The organism is Streptomyces sp. CNH189 (assembly GCF_000527195.1).
Map to the genome: position 1 here is coordinate 460,393 of NZ_AZUS01000001.1, position 15,804 is coordinate 476,196.

Consider the following 15,804-nt stretch of genomic DNA (forward strand, 5'->3'; position numbering starts at 1 on the left):
TGCCGCCATGACTCCTGTACGCCGTGCGACGCCCGACGACGCCGAGGAAGTGCTGCGGCTGCGTCAGGTGATGATCGACTCGCTCGCCCGGTCCGACCCGTCCACCGCGTGGCACGCCGAGTCGCTGCCCGTGCTGCGGGAGAGACTGGCCGCGCCGGACGACGGGTTCGCCGCCTTCGTCGTGGACCACCCCCGGCGGGCGGGCGCCCTCGCGGCACTGGTGGCCGGCACGATCGAGTACCGCATCGGCGGCGCGCACAACCCGCGCGGCACCGACGGCTACGTCTTCAGCGTCGCCACCGACCCGGACGCCCGCCGCCGGGGCTACGCGCGGGCGTGCATGGACGCGCTGCTGGAGTGGTTCCGCGAGCGGGGCGCCGTGCGGGTGCGGCTGACCGCGAGCCCGGAGGCCGAGCCGATGTACCGCGCTCTGGGCTTCAGCCCCAAGCCGGACCCTTTGCTGGAGCTCAGGCTGTGAGCGCTTAGGCTCGACGGCATGTCGCTGAAGAGCCTCGCGTCGATCGAGAACTGGCCGGTTCCCACCGCTGCGGCGGGGGTGGTACGGGCGGACGGCACCGTCCTGGGCACGCACGGACCGGCCGGGCACCGCTTCTGGCTGGCCTCGGTCACCAAGCCGCTGGCCGCGTACGCGGTGCTCGTCGCGTACGAGGAGGGGGCGGTCGAGCTGGACGAGCCGGCGGGCCCGGACGGCTCGACGGTCCGCCACCTGCTCGCGCACACCTCGGGCCTCGCCTTCGACGAGCACCGGGTGACCTCCGCGCCGGGCGAGCGGCGGCTGTACTCCAACGCCGGGTTCGAGCAGCTGGGCGACCACGTGGAGAAGGCGACGGAGATCCCGTTCGGCGAGTATCTGCGGCAGGCGGTCCTCGAGCCGCTGGGGATGACGTCCACCTCGCTGGAGGGCTCCCCCGCGAAGGACGGCGTGTCCACGGTCGACGACCTGCTGCGGTTCGCGGCGGAGGTGCAGGCGCCGCGCCTGCTGGACCCGCGGACGGTGGCCGCGGCGATGACCGTGCAGTACCCGGGCACCAAGGGCGTGCTGCCGGGCTACGGGCACCAGAACCCCAACGACTGGGGGCTGGGCTTCGAGATCCGGGACGGCAAGGCCCCGCACTGGACCGGCGGGTCGTCCTCGCCGCGCACCTTCGGGCACTTCGGTCAGTCGGGCACGTTCCTGTGGATCGACCCGGACGCGGGCGCGGCGTGCGTGGCGCTCGCCGACCGCGCGTTCGGCCCCTGGGCGGTCGAGGCGTGGCCGCCGTTCACGGACGCGGTGCTGGCGGAACTGCGCGGCTGACCCCCTGTCCCGCGGCCGGACACGGCGGCTGATCCCGCCCCCCGCGGCCGGACGAACCGGAACACCCCGTACGACCTGGGGCGTTCGCGTGGGCCCGATGTGAAAACCCTGTGGAAGCGATGTCGGTGGGGCGCCCTATGATGCGCCGGACGATCACGCGGACCAGGGGAGGGCGCGACATGTTCGGCAAGTTGTTCGGCAGGGGCGGGGACGGACCGGGGGCGGATCCGTACGCCCTTCCGGCACCACGCAGGAAGAACGGGACGTACGCCCTGCGCGCCCTCGGGGACGCGCGGGTGCTGGCGGCCGTGGAGGCCGCGGACGCGGGTGACTGGGAGGCGGTCAAGACCGCCCTGGCCCCCTTCGACCTGGGCCGCGACCATCAGGTCCTCGGCCAGCTGGCCGTCCTGGACGGGGTGCAGGACTGGATCGGCCGCGCCGTCGAGGAGGACAAGGAGCACCGGGCCCTGGCCCTGCTGATATCCGGGGCGCGGCACGTCGAATGGGGCTGGGAGGCGCGGACCAGCGCGCGTGCCGTGGACGTCACGCGGGAGCAGTGGCAGGTCTTCCGCGAGCGGCTCCAGATCGCCGAGCAGCAGCTGTTCGAGGCGGCCGAGCTGCGTCCCGACTGGATCACACCGTGGCGCCACCTGCTCACCTCGGCGCGCGGCATGTCGCTCGGCTCCACGGTCGCGGAGACCCGGCGCGACGCCGCCCTGCGCCGCGATCCGCTCGACCTGGAGGTCCACCTCGCATGGCTGTCCCAGCTCCAGCCCCGCTGGGGCGGTGAGCCGGGCGAGGCCCTGGAGTTCGCCCGCGCGGCGTTCGCCAAGGCGCCCGAGGGCCACCGGCTCGGCTGCGTGGTCGCCATGGCGTACATCGAGGAGTGGGTGGAGTCCGACGACAGCGCCTGCCTCCAGGATCCCAGGATCCGGACCGTGCTGAGGCAGGCGGCGGAGCGCAGCGTCCTGCACCACGCCTACCAGCGCCGCCTGGGCTGGCAGGGCGACTACAACATCTTCGCCATGGCCCTGTCCCTGGCCGGAAGCAGCACGGCCTCGAACGTCTTCCGCGAGCTGGAGGGCGCGTACACCGAGTGGCCGTGGACGTACATGTCCGAGCCGCAGAAGACGTACGCGCGCTTCCGCAAGGCCTTCTGAGCCCCGGCTCGCCCCCTCTTCCGCCGCCCGTCGCACGCCTTCACACCCCGGACCGCCGATGACCCTGCCCGAGAACACCGCCGACCGCACCTTCCAGGTCGACCTGCGCGGCCTCGTCGACCTGCTCTCCCACCACCTCTACTCCAGCCCCCGGGTCTATCTGCGTGAACTGATGCAGAACGCGGTGGACGCGCTCACCGCCCGGCACGCCCTCGAACCGGCCGCCCCCGCGGGCACCTTCGGCATCCGGCTGTACGCCGACGCCGCCGTGGTCCGCGTCGAGGACGACGGCGTCGGCCTCACCGAGGCCGACGTGCACACCTTCCTGGCCACGATCGGCCGCAGCAGCAAGCGCGCCGACAGGATCGCCGAGCAACGCGGGGACTTCATCGGTCAGTTCGGCATCGGCCTGCTGTCCTGCTTCCTGGTCGCGGACGAGATCCACGTGGTCAGCCGGTCCGCCCGTACGCCCGGCGCGCCCGCCGTGGAGTGGCGGGGACGCGGCGACGGCAGCTACACCGTGCGCACCCTGCCCGCCTCCGCCCGGTCCCGGCCCGGCACCACGGTCACGCTGACCCCGCGCGCCGACGCCGGCGAGTGGACCCGGCCGGCGCAGGTGCGTGCGCTGGCCGGGCACTTCGGCTCGCTGCTGCGCCACCCGGTGACCTTCGACGACGGCACCGGCCCCGCCGTGCCGGTCAACCCCGAGGCGGCGCCCTGGGCGCGGACGTACCCGACGCCGGGTGCCCGCTCCCGCGCGCTGGCCGCCTACGGCGAGGAGGTGTTCGGCTTCGCCCCGCTGGACACCATCGAGCTGGACCTGCCGGCGGTGGGTCTGAAGGGCATCGCGTGCGTGCTGCCGGAGGCGGTGCCCGCCGGGCGCCGTCACGGCCACCGGGTGCACGTCAAGGGCATGCTGCTGTCGGAGCAGGCGGAGGAGATCCTGCCCGACTGGGCGTTCTTCGTCCGCTGCGTCGTCGACGCGGAGAGCCTGCGCCCGACGGCGTCCCGTGAGTCCCTGTACGAGGACGACACCCTCGCCGCCGTCCGGGACGCGCTCGCCGAGAAGCTGCGCGCGTGGATCGCCCGCGTCGCCGCCAGCGACCCGGACCTGCTGCACCGCTTCCTCCAGGCGCACCACCTGTCGGTGAAGTCGCTCGCCGTGCACGACGACGAGATCCTGCGGATGCTGCTGCCGTGGCTGCCGTTCGAGACGACCGACGGCCACTGCACCCTGGACGAGTTCTCCCGCACCCACCGCACCGTGCTGGTGACGTCCAGCGTGGAGGAGTTCCGGCAGGTCGCGGCCATCGCGTCGGCCGCCGGGCTCGGCGTGGTCAACGGCGGTTACACCTACGACCGTGAACTGGCGCACCGGCTCCCGGAGATCAGGCCCGAGGTGAGCGTCGCCGACCTCGACCCGGCGACCCTGACCGCGCACCTCGACCCGGTCGACCGGGAGACGGAACTGGCCGCCGCGGCCTACCTGGCGCTGGCCCGCGACGCCCTCGCGGTGTTCGACTGCGACGTGGCGCTGCGCGCCTTCCAGCCGGCGTCCGCGCCCGCCCTGCTCGTCGACAGCCGCGAGGCCCGGCACGAGCGCACCCGCTCCCGGCTCGCCCGTGAGCAGGAGGGCGGCCTGTGGGGCGACATCCTCGGCGCCCTGCAACAGGAGGCCCCCCGCGCGCAGCTGATCCTCAACCAGCTGAACCCGCTGGTGCGCACCGCCGTCGCGATCGACGAGCCCGAACTGGCCCGCACCAGCGCGGAGGCGCTGTACGGGCAGGCGGCGCTGCTGTCCCGACGTCCGCTCCGGCCCGCCGAATCCAGCCTCATCAACCGCTCCTTCCTCGACCTTCTCGCCCACGCCCTGCGCAAGGACAGCTGACGATGCAGACCGCACCCCAGACCACCGACGAGCTGTTCGAGGCGCTGCGCGAGAACGACCGGCGCCCCTACGGCCGCACCCGAACCGTCACCGCCGAGGAACTCGCCGAGGCGGCCGAGCTGTTCGACGAGCCGGTGCCGCTGATCCACGCTCTCCTGGAGCTCCAGGAGGCGTACACGTACGGCTCGGAGCCGCGGAAGTCGCCGGTCGTCTTCGCCCGGCTGCTGAACCTCTTCGACGAACAGCCCGACGTGTTCGACGACCGGCTGCGCCACCAGCTGTTCTGGCGGTTCAAGTGGGTCGCCAACGCCCTGCGCTGCCTGCCCGAGGTACCGCTGGCCAGCCTGCGCCAGTGGCAGACGGAGATGCGCGACCGCTACGAGAAGGCCGGGCTCGACCTCCAGCCGTACTACGGGCAGGCCTACCAGCTCGCCGCCCACGTCGGTGAGGACACCGCCCTCGCCTACGAGCTGTGGGCGGGCCGGACCCGCGGCATGCTCAGCGACTGCGAGGCGTGCGAGACCTGCGAGCGCGCCCTGTACCACCTGGCGGCGGGCGACGACGAGCGGGCCCTGCGCGCCTGGGAGCCGGTGCTGGCCGGCGAGGAGTCCTGCCAGGAGGAGCCGGCCCGTTCCGTGTCGTACGCGCTGCTGCCGCTGCTGCGCGCCGGCCGCACCGACGAGGCGCGCCGGCTGCACCTGGCGGGGTACCGGGGCTGCCGCCGCAACGCCTCGATGGCCGGGGAGATCGGCCGCCACCTGGAGTTCTGCGCGCTGACCGGCAACGAGGCGCGCGGTCTTGAACTGCTGGCGGAGAACCGCACCCTGTTCGACGAGGTGGACTCGCCGCTGGCCCAGCTCGACCTGTTCACCGGCGTGGAGGTGCTCCTCGCCCGGGTCGAGGCGCTGGGCCACGGGGAGCTGCCCGCCGCCGGGTTCCCCGCCCGGAGCTGGACGGTGGCGTCGCTGCGCGCCGAGGTGCGGCGGCGCGCCGACGACCTGGCCGGCCGCTTCGACGCCCGCAACGGCACGACGGCCCACACCGACCGCCGCACGGCCCGTCTCGGCCGGGCGCCGCTGCTGGAGTCGCTGGAGCTGACCCTGCGGCCGCGCACCCTGGAGGACGTGGCCCCGGCGACCGCCCCGGCCGCGCCGGAACCGGCCGAGGCGCTTCCCGAGGCGCCGGCCGACCTGATCAGGCGGGCACGGGAGCTGGACGAGCAGGGTCATCCTGACGCGCACGCCTGCTGGGCGCGCCTGCGCACCCTCACCACCGCCCCGGACTACGTCCACCCGGACGACCCGGAGGTGGGCCCGCTGGTGCGGCTGCGGGCGGACCTGCTGGAGGAGGAGGCCACGCTGGCGGAGCGCAAGGACGCGCACGCCGACGCGGCGGCGCTGTACGAGGAGGCGGCGGGCCTGTACGAGGACGCGGGTCTCCCGGGCCACGCGGTGGTCGCCCGCGCGTGCGCGGTGCTGGCGGGGGCGCAGGTGGCTCCGCCGGGGGCGGCCAAGGAGGGCGCTGATCCTCAGGCGCGGGCCGCCGCCCAGGTCGCGGTGTTCACGGAGGCGCACGCGGAGCTGGTGCGGCTGCACGGGCAGACGTCCGCGATCGACCCGTACCTGGAGGCGCGGCTGCTGCGCCTGCGGGTGAGTGGGCGCGGACTGCGGCTCCAGGCGTCCGGGGACAGCGAGCACGTGGCCCCGATCCTCGCCGAGGCGGAGCTGCTGTACGACTTCGCCGTCCGGCACAACCTCACCGGGCAGATCGCCGCCGCCCGGCTGCTGCGCGCCACCGCGCACGCCATGGCCGGCGACCTGCCCGCCGCGCTCGCAGAGGTGGACGGACTGGTCGAGCTGCTGCGGACGGACGGCCCCGCCTGGCACCTGCCCCGCGCGCTGTCCCTGCGCGGCAAGATCCAGCTCGGCCTGGGGGACGCGGAGGCCGCCCACGCGAGCCTCAGCGAGGGGATACGGCTGGCCGCCGAGTGGCCCGCCGAAGCGGTCGACGCTTCGACCCTGCACGGCGAACTGGCGCAGGCCTGCATGGGCCTGGGCCGTCCCGACGAGGCGTTGCGCCATCTGACCCGGTCGGCGGAGCTGGAAATGCGGGCGGGCACCCGGTTCGACGCGTTCTGCACCTACAGCAACGCCGCCCAGCTCAGCCTCGACCTCGGCCGGATCGACGACTGCATCGCGCTGCTCGACTCCCTGCTCGTGGAGCCGGACGTCGTGGGCGGCGAGCTGGACGACCGGCTCGTCGCCCAGCTGCGCCTGACCCGCGCCCGCGCGTTGCGCGCCGGCGACGACCTCAAGGCCGCCACCGCGGAGTTCGTCGCCCTCGCGGCCGAGTCGGCCGGCTGGGACGACGACCCGGGCAGCCACGCCATGATCGCCGCGGAGACGGCCGTCCTGCTCGGTGAGGCCGGGGAGTTCGCCAAGGCCCGGGAGGCCGTGGACCAGGCGCTCGCCGCCCACGCCCGCGACCCGCGGTACGAGCTGGTCAGCAACGCCCTACGGGAGCTGGCCCGGCTCCAGGCCCAGCAGCAGGGCCCCGAGGGCCTGGCCGACGCCCGCGCCTTCCTCGACGGCGCCGGCCGGGTCGCCGACGCGGCCCGCGCCGTCGGCTTCGAGGCGCACGGCCGCTCCCTGGACTCTGCCCTGGCCTACGAGTACGGGCGGATCAACGCCTACGCCGGCGCGTACGACGAGGCGCTGGCCGCACTGGAGAAGGCCGTCGGGCTGCTCGGGGAGCCGGGTGAGGACGCCGACGTGGCCGGTGAGTGGGCGGAGTGCGTCCGCCTGGCCGGTGTCGTGGAGGGCGTCTACCTGGAGCGCACCGCCCCGGCCCTCGCCCGGGTCGAGGCGGCGGCGCACCGGCTGACGGCCCTCGGCCACACCGAGGAGGCCGAATCCCTGACGGGGCTGGCGGAGCGGCTGCGCGACGAGGAGTGAGCGGTGCCGGTGCCGGGGTGGGGCGCGTGTGTCCCTCCCCGGCACCCCGAGGGGAGCCGGGCGCCGTCCCGTCTCGCGATGCGGGACGAGCGGCCGCACCGGCCCCACGCGGTGACTGTGACGGTGATCTCGTTTACGGAGCGTATCTGCGCCTTTGATGACCTTGTGTCACTGCCTCTTTGTGGCACGGACGTTAACGCCCGCCTGAACCCCTTGTGCAATCCGCGTAGACAGATCAATCTTTCGCCTGGCGGCAGGACATGCGGAGCGCGGCCACAGCGCCCGTGTTTGGCATGTTCCTGACACTTGCTCGTCCCGGTGACCTGGTGCGGACGTCCGCCGTGCGGCGCCTCACCCCCAGAGGCGCCACCCCCACACTCCCCACCTGTCGAGGAGAAACCTCAGATGGCAGTGAAGCGAAACACCAAGCGCAGATCGATCGTCGGCGTCGGCGCGGTCGCCGCGGCGGCTCTGACGGGCGGTCTGTTCACCGCTCCCGCCGCGCACTCCGCCGAATCCCCCAAGGGGGCGATCGCCTACGCGGACGCGCCGAACGCGGTCGAGGGCAGCTACATCGTCACCCTGACGTCGGGCACCAAGGCCACGTCCGCCAAGGGCAAGGGCCTCGCCAAGAAGTACGGTGCCGACGTCGAGCACACCTTCCGCGAGGCCGTCAACGGCTACACCGTCGAGGCCACCGAGGCCGAGGCCGCCGAGCTGGCCGCCGACCCGTCGGTCGCGCTGGTCGAGCAGAACCGCGCCTTCACCATCCAGGCGACGCAGACCAACCCGCCGTCCTGGGGCCTGGACCGCATCGACCAGACCTCGCTGCCGCTCAGCGGTTCCTACACGTACGACGACACCGCCGGCCAGGGCGTCACCGCGTACATCATCGACACCGGTGTGCGCGTCTCCCACAGCGACTTCGGCGGCCGCGCCCGCAACGGCTACGACGCCGTGGACGGCGACAACGTCGCCCAGGACGGCAACGGCCACGGCACGCACGTCGCCGGCACCGTCGCGGGCAGCGCCTACGGCGTCGCCAAGAAGGCGAGCATCGTCGGCGTGCGCGTCCTCGACAACAACGGCTCCGGCACCACCGCCGGCGTGATCGCGGGCGTCGACTGGGTCGCCGCCAACGCGGTCCTCCCGGCGGTCGCCAACATGTCGCTCGGCGGCGGCGCGAGCACCACGCTCGACAACGCGGTCCGCAACGCCATCGCGGCCGGCGTGACCTTCGCCGTCGCCGCGGGCAACGAGTCGACCACGGCGACCGGTTCCCCGGCCCGGGTGGCCGAGGCGATCACCGTCGGCGCGACCACCAGCACGGACGCCCGCGCCAGCTACTCCAACTACGGCTCGAACCTGGACATCTTCGCGCCGGGCTCGTCCATCACGTCGACCTGGAACACCAGCGACAGCGCCACCAACACCATCTCCGGCACGTCGATGGCCACCCCGCACGTGGCGGGCGCCGCGGCGCTGTACCTCGCGGACAACCCGTCGGCCACCCCGGCGCAGGTCTCCTCCGCGCTGGTCGCCGGCTCGGTCTCCGGCGCGGTCACCAGCCCCGGCACCGGCTCCCCGAACCGTCTGCTGTACGTCGGCGGCAACGGCGGCACCACCCCGCCCACCGGCAAGACGTTCACCAGCTCGACGCGGTACACGATCAGCGACCGGACGACGGTCGAGTCCCCCATCGCCGTCACCGGCGTCTCGGGCAACGCCCCCTCGACCCTCAAGGTCCCGGTGAACATCGTCCACACCTACATAGGTGACCTGACGGTGTCCCTGGTCGCCCCCGACGGCTCGGTCTACACCCTCAAGTCCTCCGGCACCGGCGGCTCCACGGACAACATCAACACCACGTACACCGTGAACGCCTCCTCGGAGACGGCCAACGGCACGTGGAAGCTGCGGGTCACCGACGGCTACGCCGGCGACACGGGCTACATCAGCGGCTGGGGCCTGACCTTCTGAGGTCCTGACCGAAGCGCTCCTCCTCCGCCCCGGCACGGACGTCCGTGCCGGGGCGGAGTTCGGCCGACTGGCTGGTCGTCCCCGTCCCACCCCGGCCCCGTTGTCCGACCCGTACGCCATGATCTCCCCGTAATGCCTTCGAGCACGGTACGGGGAGACGGCATGACGGCGGACGAACTGCCCACGGCACGACGCGACATGGCGGTGCTCGACGACCACGGCGTGGGGGACGCCCTCAGAGGGCTGGTGGACGGCGCGGGGTACTGGACCCGGGCCGGATCGCTGGCCGCCGTCGAGCGCACGGGACGCTACCTGGCCACAGGCGAGGGAGAACCGGGCACGGCGGGCGAGGGCTCCTGGGCGGCGTTCATAGGCCGCGTCGGCGCCCTCGCGCTGCGCGCCGCCGTCGAGCCCACGCGCGACGACCGGCGCCAACGCCTGCTCGCCCTGCTGGAGATCTGGGCGGCGGCTCCTTTCGCCGACCCCTCGGCCCGGATACGCACCGGGCTGGTCCGTCTCGCGCAGCACGGCGCCGAGGCGGCACGGGACGAGCGGGGCGCCGCGGCGGCCGTCGGCTGGGCCGCCGGAGGACTGCGGAAGTTCGTCGACCTGCGGGCGGGCGTGGCGGAGCCGCCGAGCCTGGGGACGGTCGAGGAGGTCACCGACGTACCGCGTGGCGGGTGGGGCCGCCCCGGGCAGATACGCCGGCTGGTGGACCTCGTCCGCGAGCGCGGGCCGGTGCCGTGGGACCGGGGCGCCGTGGAGGCGCTCGGGCAGGGCACCGGGATGGGCCGGGCGCAGGCGTCGTACGCGCTGGCGGGGCTGATCGAGGGGTACCTCGATGACGAGGAGCGCGCGGTGCACGGGCTGAGGGTGACCGAGATCGAGGACTGCGTCCGCGGGTCCGGCCGGACCCGCCCGCTCGACCGCCTGGACCTGCTCGCGGACGTTCTGCCCGAGGACCCGGCCGGGCTGTGGGAGCCGGGGGCCATGCACATGGTGGCCGACCGGCTCGCACGGGCGTGGCGGGAGCGGTACGGCAGGCGGACCGTGGTCCCTGAGCGCACGTTCGCCACGGTGATCGAGCTGCACCCGTTCCCGCTGTCGGCGGGCCGCTTCTGCGCGGCGTTCACCGACCACGCGTCGATCCGCGGCCTCGGCACGGACCTCGACACCTGGCTCACCAACAGCGAGTTCGGCCCGTACGCGACCGGCGGGGACCGGGAGCTCATCGACTTCAGAGACACCCTGCGCGCCCTGGCGGGCCTGGTCTCCCGCGTCTACGCCGAACTCCCCGCGGGGGACCCGGTCCGCGCCGGGGCGCCGGGCCTCCTGCGGTCCCTGCGCCGGCGCCTGGACCACCCCGGCCTGCTGCTGAACGCCGGACGGCTCAGCCGCACGGTCGGCCACCGGCTCTCCGACGTCCACGACAGGTTCGGCACCCGCCCCTACGCCGCCCCCGAGCCCCTGGACGCCGAGGCCGTCGACGACGGACTGACGGTGGCCGTGGACGGCACCGTCGACCGCCGGGGCGAGCGTTCCCAGCCGAGCCTGTACTTCCGCCCCGCGTACTACGGCGTCGACGAACGCTCCGAGCGCCTGCTGACGGCCCGCGCGGGCTCGCCCCGCGACCCGGAGTTCGCGGTCGTCGAGTGGCTGCGCGGACCGGCCTGCGAGCGCCTGGTGCAGCGGCTGGAGGACCCCTCGCTCCCGCCCGGCTCGTACGAGACGAACCCTGCCCTGTCCGCACCCGGCGTCCTGAAGAAGGCCGCAGACACCCTTCGCCTGGACGAGGACGCGACCACGCTGTACCTGCAACTGCTCACCCTGTACGCCCCGACCGACCGCAACGTCCGCACCTGGAACGGCTGGAAGCCCGCCCGCCACCGGCAGGCCGCCGCCGCCCTCCTCGACCGTGGGCTGGTCGTCGAGGACAAGCGCCCCCGCGCCGGCCGCCGCCTCTTCCTCGGCGGCGACTGGCTCCACGCCGACAAGCCCTACCAGCCCATGGAGCTTTGGAAGGCGGACCTGCTCGGCCTGGAACGCTCCTACAACGGCCGCCTGAACACTCCCCTCCCCCTCCCCACCCGCACCCTGCCCGAGCTCTTCCCGCACGCCTGGATGCTGGTGGAGTCGGGCCGGGGGCCGTCGGTGCAGCCCACCCCGTAAGACGTCGCTTCCTGTAGCTCGCGCGGACAGGCGGCATGGGGTTCGGGGCGTGCGAGTCAGTGCCGTTGCCTGATCTCGGCGCCGCTCACCAGGGCGCGGGCGTTCCGTCCCAGGAGAAGAAGCCACCGGTGGGGCCGTCGTCCGACAGCAGGGCCAGGCGGGCGGCTCCCTGGGCGGCCTCGGCCGGGTCGTCACCGGCAGCGGCGGCCAGGGGGTTGAGGTCGGTGGCCCGCATGCCGGGGGCGAGCGCGTTGACCTTGAAGCCGTCCTCGGCCAGCGTCTGGGCGTAAAGGACGGTAAGGGCGTTGAGGGCGGCCTTGGACGACCGGTAGGCGGCTGCGCCACCGCCTCCCGGGGTGAAGTGGGGGTTGGGGTTCGTGCTCCAGGTCAGCGATGCGGTACCGCTGGAGATGTTGACGATGCGCGGCTGCGGGGACCGGCGCAGGGCGGGCAGGAAGGCATTGGTCACCGCCACCACCCCGAAGACGTTGGTCTCGTACGTGCGCCGGACCTCCTCGACGCTCGTGTCGGTCGGCAGGGCGAGTGACGGTGAGATCCCGGCGTTGTTGACCAGCACGTCCAGACGGTCCACCTGGGTCGCGGCCCGTGCGATGCCGTCGGGATCTGTCACGTCGAGGACCAGCAGGCGGGCGCCTTCGCCGATCTCCTCGACGGCTCGCTGTCCGAGCCCGCGGTCGCGAGAGCCCACGTACACGGTGAGGCCCTCGGCGGCGAGGAGCCGGGCGATGTGCTTGCCGATGCCCTTGTTGGCACCGGTGACAAGAGCTGTGCGATCGTTCATGGCACCTAGCGTTCCCTGGCTGTGGGCGCCCTGCCAGGGACAACCTGTACCAGGCAGCGGGAGGAAGCGGCATGGCACGGCAGGAACTGGCCCGCTTCCTGCGGGAGCGCCGGGCGGGCCTGCGTCCACACGAGATCGGCCTGACGGTGACGGGCACCGATCGCCGGACACCTGGTCTGCGCCGCGAAGAGGTGGCGGAACTCGCCCACATGTCGGTCGACTACTACACGCGGCTGGAGCAGGCCCGGGGCCCACGGCCGTCCACTCGGATCCTGGACGCGTTGTCCCAGGCACTACGGCTTACACCGGCCGAGCGCAGCCACCTGTTCCGCCTGGCGGGATCGAGCGCGCCGCCCGGCATCAGCGCCGTGCGGTGGGTACGCCCGCATGTGGCCCGGATGCTGGAGCGGTTGCCGGAGACCGGTGCCGTCGTCACTGACGCGACGTACGGCGTCGTCGCCTGGAACCCCCTGGCCCAGGCACTGTTCGGCGGCGATCTCGAAGGCGGGAGGACGAACCTGGCCCGGCGCCGCTTCCTTGGCCAGGGGCGGATGTACGAGAGCTCCAGCGCTGAGGAGTTCGGCCACATTGTGGTGGCGCGGCTGCGACGGGCCGCCGACCGCTACCCGCATGACCCGCGGCTGACCGCTCTGCTGGCCGAACTGCACGCCGGCAGCGAGGAGTTCCGACAGATATGGCAAACGCGTCCGGTCCACGCCCCCGGGCACCGCACCAAGATCCTCGATCACCCGGAGACCGGCACGCTGCGGTTGAACTGTGACGTCCTGCTCGTGCCCGAGGACGACCAGGAAGTCGTCCTGATCACGGCCGACCCCGGATCACCCGCCGCGCGGGCCCTGCACAGGCTGGCCAGGCAGGCGGCCTGAAACGCAGGACTGGCACAGGTCTCGCCATGTCACTCACGAGACCGGCGAACCGGACCGATCCCCCTCACGCAATGCGCCCTTCAGCGAAGCATTCGCGAGCGGGATTTCGAAACTCCCGGCTTCTCTCCGGCAGACCGGGCCCTCCTTCACCTGACGAGGGAGGTCGTCCAGCAGCCTCGCGTGAGCGACGGAACCTTCGAGCCGGCTCGTCGATACTTCAGCGATCGCGAGATCGTCGAAATCCTCCAGGTCACCGGCTACTACTGGTCGTTCGGTCGCATCGCGACCGTTCTGGACGTAGAGGTGACCCAGGCCTACGGAGACGAACCGGACGGAACAAGCTGACCTCAGCGCCGCGACCCGGTCGTTGGCGGCCCGAACCTCCGGCTCAAGGAAGCAGCCTGGCTCCGTCGACTCACGGACGGCGAAGGCTAGCTCCGCTTGGGGCAGAGGTGGCGGCGGAAGAAGCGGAGTGTGTTGTCCAGTTCGGTGGGCGGCATCTCGCCGTGTCGGCCGGGGTTGGCGTGGAGCGTCTTCTCCGGGGAGGCCAAGGCGTCGAAGAGTGCCAGGCTCTGGTCCCTCGGGACGCGCTCGTCGTCCCACTGCACCAGGAATTCCACCGGGGCCGTGATCCGCGCTGCCGCCTCGGCTGACGCCGATGCCCCGCCCAGGCCCAGGACTGCCGCGCGCACCCGTGGCTCCGCCGCGACGAACGGCACGCCGAGTCCGCAGCCCAGCGAGACGCCCCAGTAGCCCACCGGGCCGGTGCCCACGTGGTCGAGCCGCTGCACCGCGTCCAGGACCGCCCGCCATTCCGGCACGGTCCGCCGGGCCACGAGGGCCTGGAAGCCGGCGATCAGCGGGGCCAGTTCCTCGCCGGCCTCCACGCGGGCCTGGTTCTCGGTCGCGATCCGGTCGTACTCCTCGACCGTCGGCCGGTCGCCGTGGGCGGGAACGTCGACGGACACGGCCGCGAAACCGCACTCGGTCACGAAACGGCGGGCAAGGGTGAGGATCTCGGGGTCCCTCTTGTGCCGGCCGCCGCCGTGTCCCAGGAGGACGAGCGGCAGCGGGGTGGCGGTGTCGTCCGCCGGCGTCCACAGGACGCCGGGGATGTCACCGAGGGAGAAGAGCTGTTCGCGGACGCCGTCGGACGACGTGTCGGAGAGGAAGCGCATAGCGATGCGTGCCTTTCGGGAGACCTCTGCGGGCGCTCCCTAGGCCATGCGAGGGAGGGAGGCCCGACCTGTCGAAGCGTTGATCGGTCTCACCTCCTCAGGACGCAGCAGTGCACGGCGGCAGGAACGTACCACGGCGGCCTGTCGGGACGCCCCCGTCCGCCTATGGCTCGTGGCGCGCGAAGTCCGGTACCCCGTCGAGTGCTTGCGGATCGCCCAGCGACCTCGTCGGCACGGGCGCACAGGAGGGCCGATCCGAAGGCGGGGCCTCGTCGTGGGCGGCCGTCCGGATGCCGTCGACCGGCCCCCGCCGGAGGCTGGAGGGGTGGAGGCGTCGGACGAGTGTTAGATTACAGTCGACATATAAACGCACCGGAACGGAAAGAGACCGACATGAGCACCTACCTGATCAACCACCTGCGGATCCCCGGTGACGTACCCAACGAGGCAGGGCTGTCCTACCTGGAGCAGGTCGAGGCGACCGTCGCGCCGTTCGGGGGCAAGTGGCTCGCACAGGGAGACGTGGACGTGGTCGAAGGAGCGTGGCCGGGGACGGTCGTGCTCATGGAGTTCCCCGACCGCGCCGCGGCGGAGGCCTGGTACAACTCCCCCGAGTACCGGGACATCCGTCCCCTGCGGGTCAACAACGCGATCTCGGATCTCATCCTGGTCGACAGCCTTCCCGACGGTTTCACCGTCCGCGGCTTCGCACAGCAGGTCCGCGCCATGGTGGCGCAGGCGTCCGACAGCTGACATCGCCGGAGCCGGAGGCCGACACGGGGAGGTCAGAACCCTGACATCTCCCACAGCAGCAGCTCCGCCTCCGTGACCGCCACCGCCTCGATGTTCTTCTCGTCCGTGAGGCGGGCCGCGTCGCCCGGTTCCAGCAGCTCGCCGTCCAGGCGGACCGTGCCGCGGACCACATGGGCGTAGACGTACGGCGCGTCCGGGACCGCCGTCCGCCCGCCCGGCGACAGGCGGCGGACGTGCAGCATCGCCCCCGCCTCCGGGAGGGCGTACGGCGTGGAGTCCGCTATGCCGCGGACGACCTCGTAGCGCGGCTCGCCGCCCGGCTTCAGCGGGGCCAGCCACATCTGGAGGAAGGTCAGCGAGGACCGGCCCGCGTTGCGCTCCACGTGCCGCACGCCCGACGCCGCACTGAGGCGCTGCACGTCGCCGGGGCGGATCACCGTCTCCTGCCCCGTGGAGTCACGGTGGGTCAGCTCGCCCGCGACCACCCACGTGACGATCTCGGTGTGGCTGTGCGGGTGCTCGTCGAAGCCGGCGCCCGGGCCCAGGTGCTCCTCGTTGCAGGCGATCACCGCGCCGAAGCGGAGGTTGTCCGGGTCGTAGTGCGGGCCGAAGGAGAGGGCGTGCCACGTCTCGATCCCGGCCGCCGGATCGCCGCCCCGAAAGCGCTCGCTCGCCCGCCTCACGTCCATCACGGCATCCACCGTAGGCCCTGTGC

The 15,804-nt window shown here is 73.1% G+C and carries 13 protein-coding genes; 10 read left to right on the forward strand and 3 right to left on the reverse strand.

Features of this window, described 5'->3' with window-relative positions; genetic code table 11:
- Positions 1–7 precede the first annotated feature (7 nt).
- From B100_RS0102070 to B100_RS0102100, 7 genes are all read left to right on the forward strand, one after another.
- A complete protein-coding gene (locus tag B100_RS0102070; RefSeq protein ID WP_024882818.1) occupies positions 8–478 on the forward strand; it encodes a GNAT family N-acetyltransferase in 471 nt (156 codons plus the stop codon).
- An 18-nt stretch (positions 479–496) separates the two neighbouring features.
- The gene (locus B100_RS0102075; RefSeq protein ID WP_024882819.1) at positions 497–1,318 is read left to right on the forward strand and encodes a serine hydrolase domain-containing protein; all 822 of its coding nucleotides are present in this window, start codon (positions 497–499) and stop codon (positions 1,316–1,318) included.
- Positions 1,319–1,497: 179 nt separating this feature from the next.
- Positions 1,498–2,478 carry a hypothetical protein gene (locus B100_RS0102080; protein ID WP_024882820.1) on the forward strand — a complete coding sequence of 327 codons (981 nt, stop codon included), beginning with the start codon at positions 1,498–1,500 and terminating at the stop codon, positions 2,476–2,478.
- Positions 2,479–2,536: 58 nt separating this feature from the next.
- The gene (locus tag B100_RS0102085) at positions 2,537–4,366 is read left to right on the forward strand and encodes an HSP90 family protein (RefSeq protein ID WP_024882821.1); all 1,830 of its coding nucleotides are present in this window, start codon (positions 2,537–2,539) and stop codon (positions 4,364–4,366) included.
- Between the two features lie 2 nt (positions 4,367–4,368).
- Positions 4,369–7,320 (forward strand): hypothetical protein, encoded by a 2,952-nt coding sequence (locus B100_RS0102090; RefSeq protein ID WP_024882822.1) that lies wholly within the window; start codon positions 4,369–4,371, stop codon positions 7,318–7,320.
- Positions 7,321–7,725: 405 nt separating this feature from the next.
- The gene (locus B100_RS0102095) at positions 7,726–9,300 is read left to right on the forward strand and encodes a S8 family serine peptidase (RefSeq protein ID WP_024882823.1); all 1,575 of its coding nucleotides are present in this window, start codon (positions 7,726–7,728) and stop codon (positions 9,298–9,300) included.
- A 162-nt stretch (positions 9,301–9,462) separates the two neighbouring features.
- Positions 9,463–11,469, forward strand: a complete 2,007-nt coding sequence (locus tag B100_RS0102100) for a hypothetical protein (protein WP_024882824.1) — start codon at positions 9,463–9,465, stop codon at positions 11,467–11,469.
- Positions 11,470–11,554: 85 nt separating this feature from the next.
- Here the strand turns inward: B100_RS0102100 and B100_RS0102105 are convergent, their stop codons facing one another.
- Positions 11,555–12,271: an SDR family oxidoreductase gene (locus B100_RS0102105; protein WP_024882825.1), complete on the reverse strand. Its 717-nt coding sequence runs from the start codon at positions 12,269–12,271 to the stop codon at positions 11,555–11,557.
- A 71-nt stretch (positions 12,272–12,342) separates the two neighbouring features.
- On the opposite strand from B100_RS0102105, the gene B100_RS0102110 reads away from it, so the two are divergent.
- Together B100_RS0102110 and B100_RS36875 are read left to right on the forward strand one after the other, a co-directional pair.
- Positions 12,343–13,158 carry an MmyB family transcriptional regulator gene (locus B100_RS0102110; RefSeq protein WP_024882826.1) on the forward strand — a complete coding sequence of 272 codons (816 nt, stop codon included), beginning with the start codon at positions 12,343–12,345 and terminating at the stop codon, positions 13,156–13,158.
- A 180-nt stretch (positions 13,159–13,338) separates the two neighbouring features.
- Entirely contained in the window at positions 13,339–13,503 is a 165-nt protein-coding gene (locus B100_RS36875) for a hypothetical protein (RefSeq protein WP_158686693.1), read from the forward strand.
- A gap of 86 nt (positions 13,504–13,589) precedes the next feature.
- On the opposite strand, the gene B100_RS0102120 is transcribed toward B100_RS36875, so the two are convergent.
- Entirely contained in the window at positions 13,590–14,336 is a 747-nt protein-coding gene (locus B100_RS0102120) for an alpha/beta hydrolase (RefSeq protein WP_024882827.1), read from the reverse strand.
- Positions 14,337–14,729: 393 nt separating this feature from the next.
- Between B100_RS0102120 and B100_RS0102125 the strand changes: the two genes are divergently transcribed.
- Complete coding sequence (locus tag B100_RS0102125; protein ID WP_024882828.1) at positions 14,730–15,089, forward strand: DUF1330 domain-containing protein; 360 nt, start codon at positions 14,730–14,732, stop codon at positions 15,087–15,089.
- Positions 15,090–15,121: 32 nt separating this feature from the next.
- On the opposite strand, the gene B100_RS0102130 is transcribed toward B100_RS0102125, so the two are convergent.
- Positions 15,122–15,778, reverse strand: coding sequence for a pirin family protein (locus B100_RS0102130; protein ID WP_199785202.1), 657 nt, complete (start codon positions 15,776–15,778; stop codon positions 15,122–15,124).
- Positions 15,779–15,804 lie beyond the last annotated feature (26 nt).

What these genes read in the sequence shown, in the direction of transcription:
- B100_RS0102125 (WP_024882828.1), top strand. Translation starts at nt 14,730, where the DNA reads ATGAGCACCTACCTGATCAACCACCTGCGGATCCCCGGTGACGTACCC.
- B100_RS0102085 (WP_024882821.1), top strand. Translation starts at nt 2,537, where the DNA reads ATGACCCTGCCCGAGAACACCGCCGACCGCACCTTCCAGGTCGACCTG.
- B100_RS0102090 (WP_024882822.1), top strand. Translation starts at nt 4,369, where the DNA reads ATGCAGACCGCACCCCAGACCACCGACGAGCTGTTCGAGGCGCTGCGC.
- B100_RS0102095 (WP_024882823.1), top strand. Translation starts at nt 7,726, where the DNA reads ATGGCAGTGAAGCGAAACACCAAGCGCAGATCGATCGTCGGCGTCGGC.
- B100_RS0102080 (WP_024882820.1), top strand. Translation starts at nt 1,498, where the DNA reads ATGTTCGGCAAGTTGTTCGGCAGGGGCGGGGACGGACCGGGGGCGGAT.
- B100_RS0102100 (WP_024882824.1), top strand. Translation starts at nt 9,463, where the DNA reads ATGACGGCGGACGAACTGCCCACGGCACGACGCGACATGGCGGTGCTC.
- B100_RS0102075 (WP_024882819.1), top strand. Translation starts at nt 497, where the DNA reads ATGTCGCTGAAGAGCCTCGCGTCGATCGAGAACTGGCCGGTTCCCACC.
- B100_RS0102130 (WP_199785202.1), bottom strand. Translation starts at nt 15,778, where the DNA reads ATGGACGTGAGGCGGGCGAGCGAGCGCTTTCGGGGCGGCGATCCGGCG.
- B100_RS0102110 (WP_024882826.1), top strand. Translation starts at nt 12,343, where the DNA reads ATGGCACGGCAGGAACTGGCCCGCTTCCTGCGGGAGCGCCGGGCGGGC.
- B100_RS0102070 (WP_024882818.1), top strand. Translation starts at nt 8, where the DNA reads ATGACTCCTGTACGCCGTGCGACGCCCGACGACGCCGAGGAAGTGCTG.
- B100_RS0102105 (WP_024882825.1), bottom strand. Translation starts at nt 12,271, where the DNA reads ATGAACGATCGCACAGCTCTTGTCACCGGTGCCAACAAGGGCATCGGC.
- B100_RS0102120 (WP_024882827.1), bottom strand. Translation starts at nt 14,336, where the DNA reads ATGCGCTTCCTCTCCGACACGTCGTCCGACGGCGTCCGCGAACAGCTC.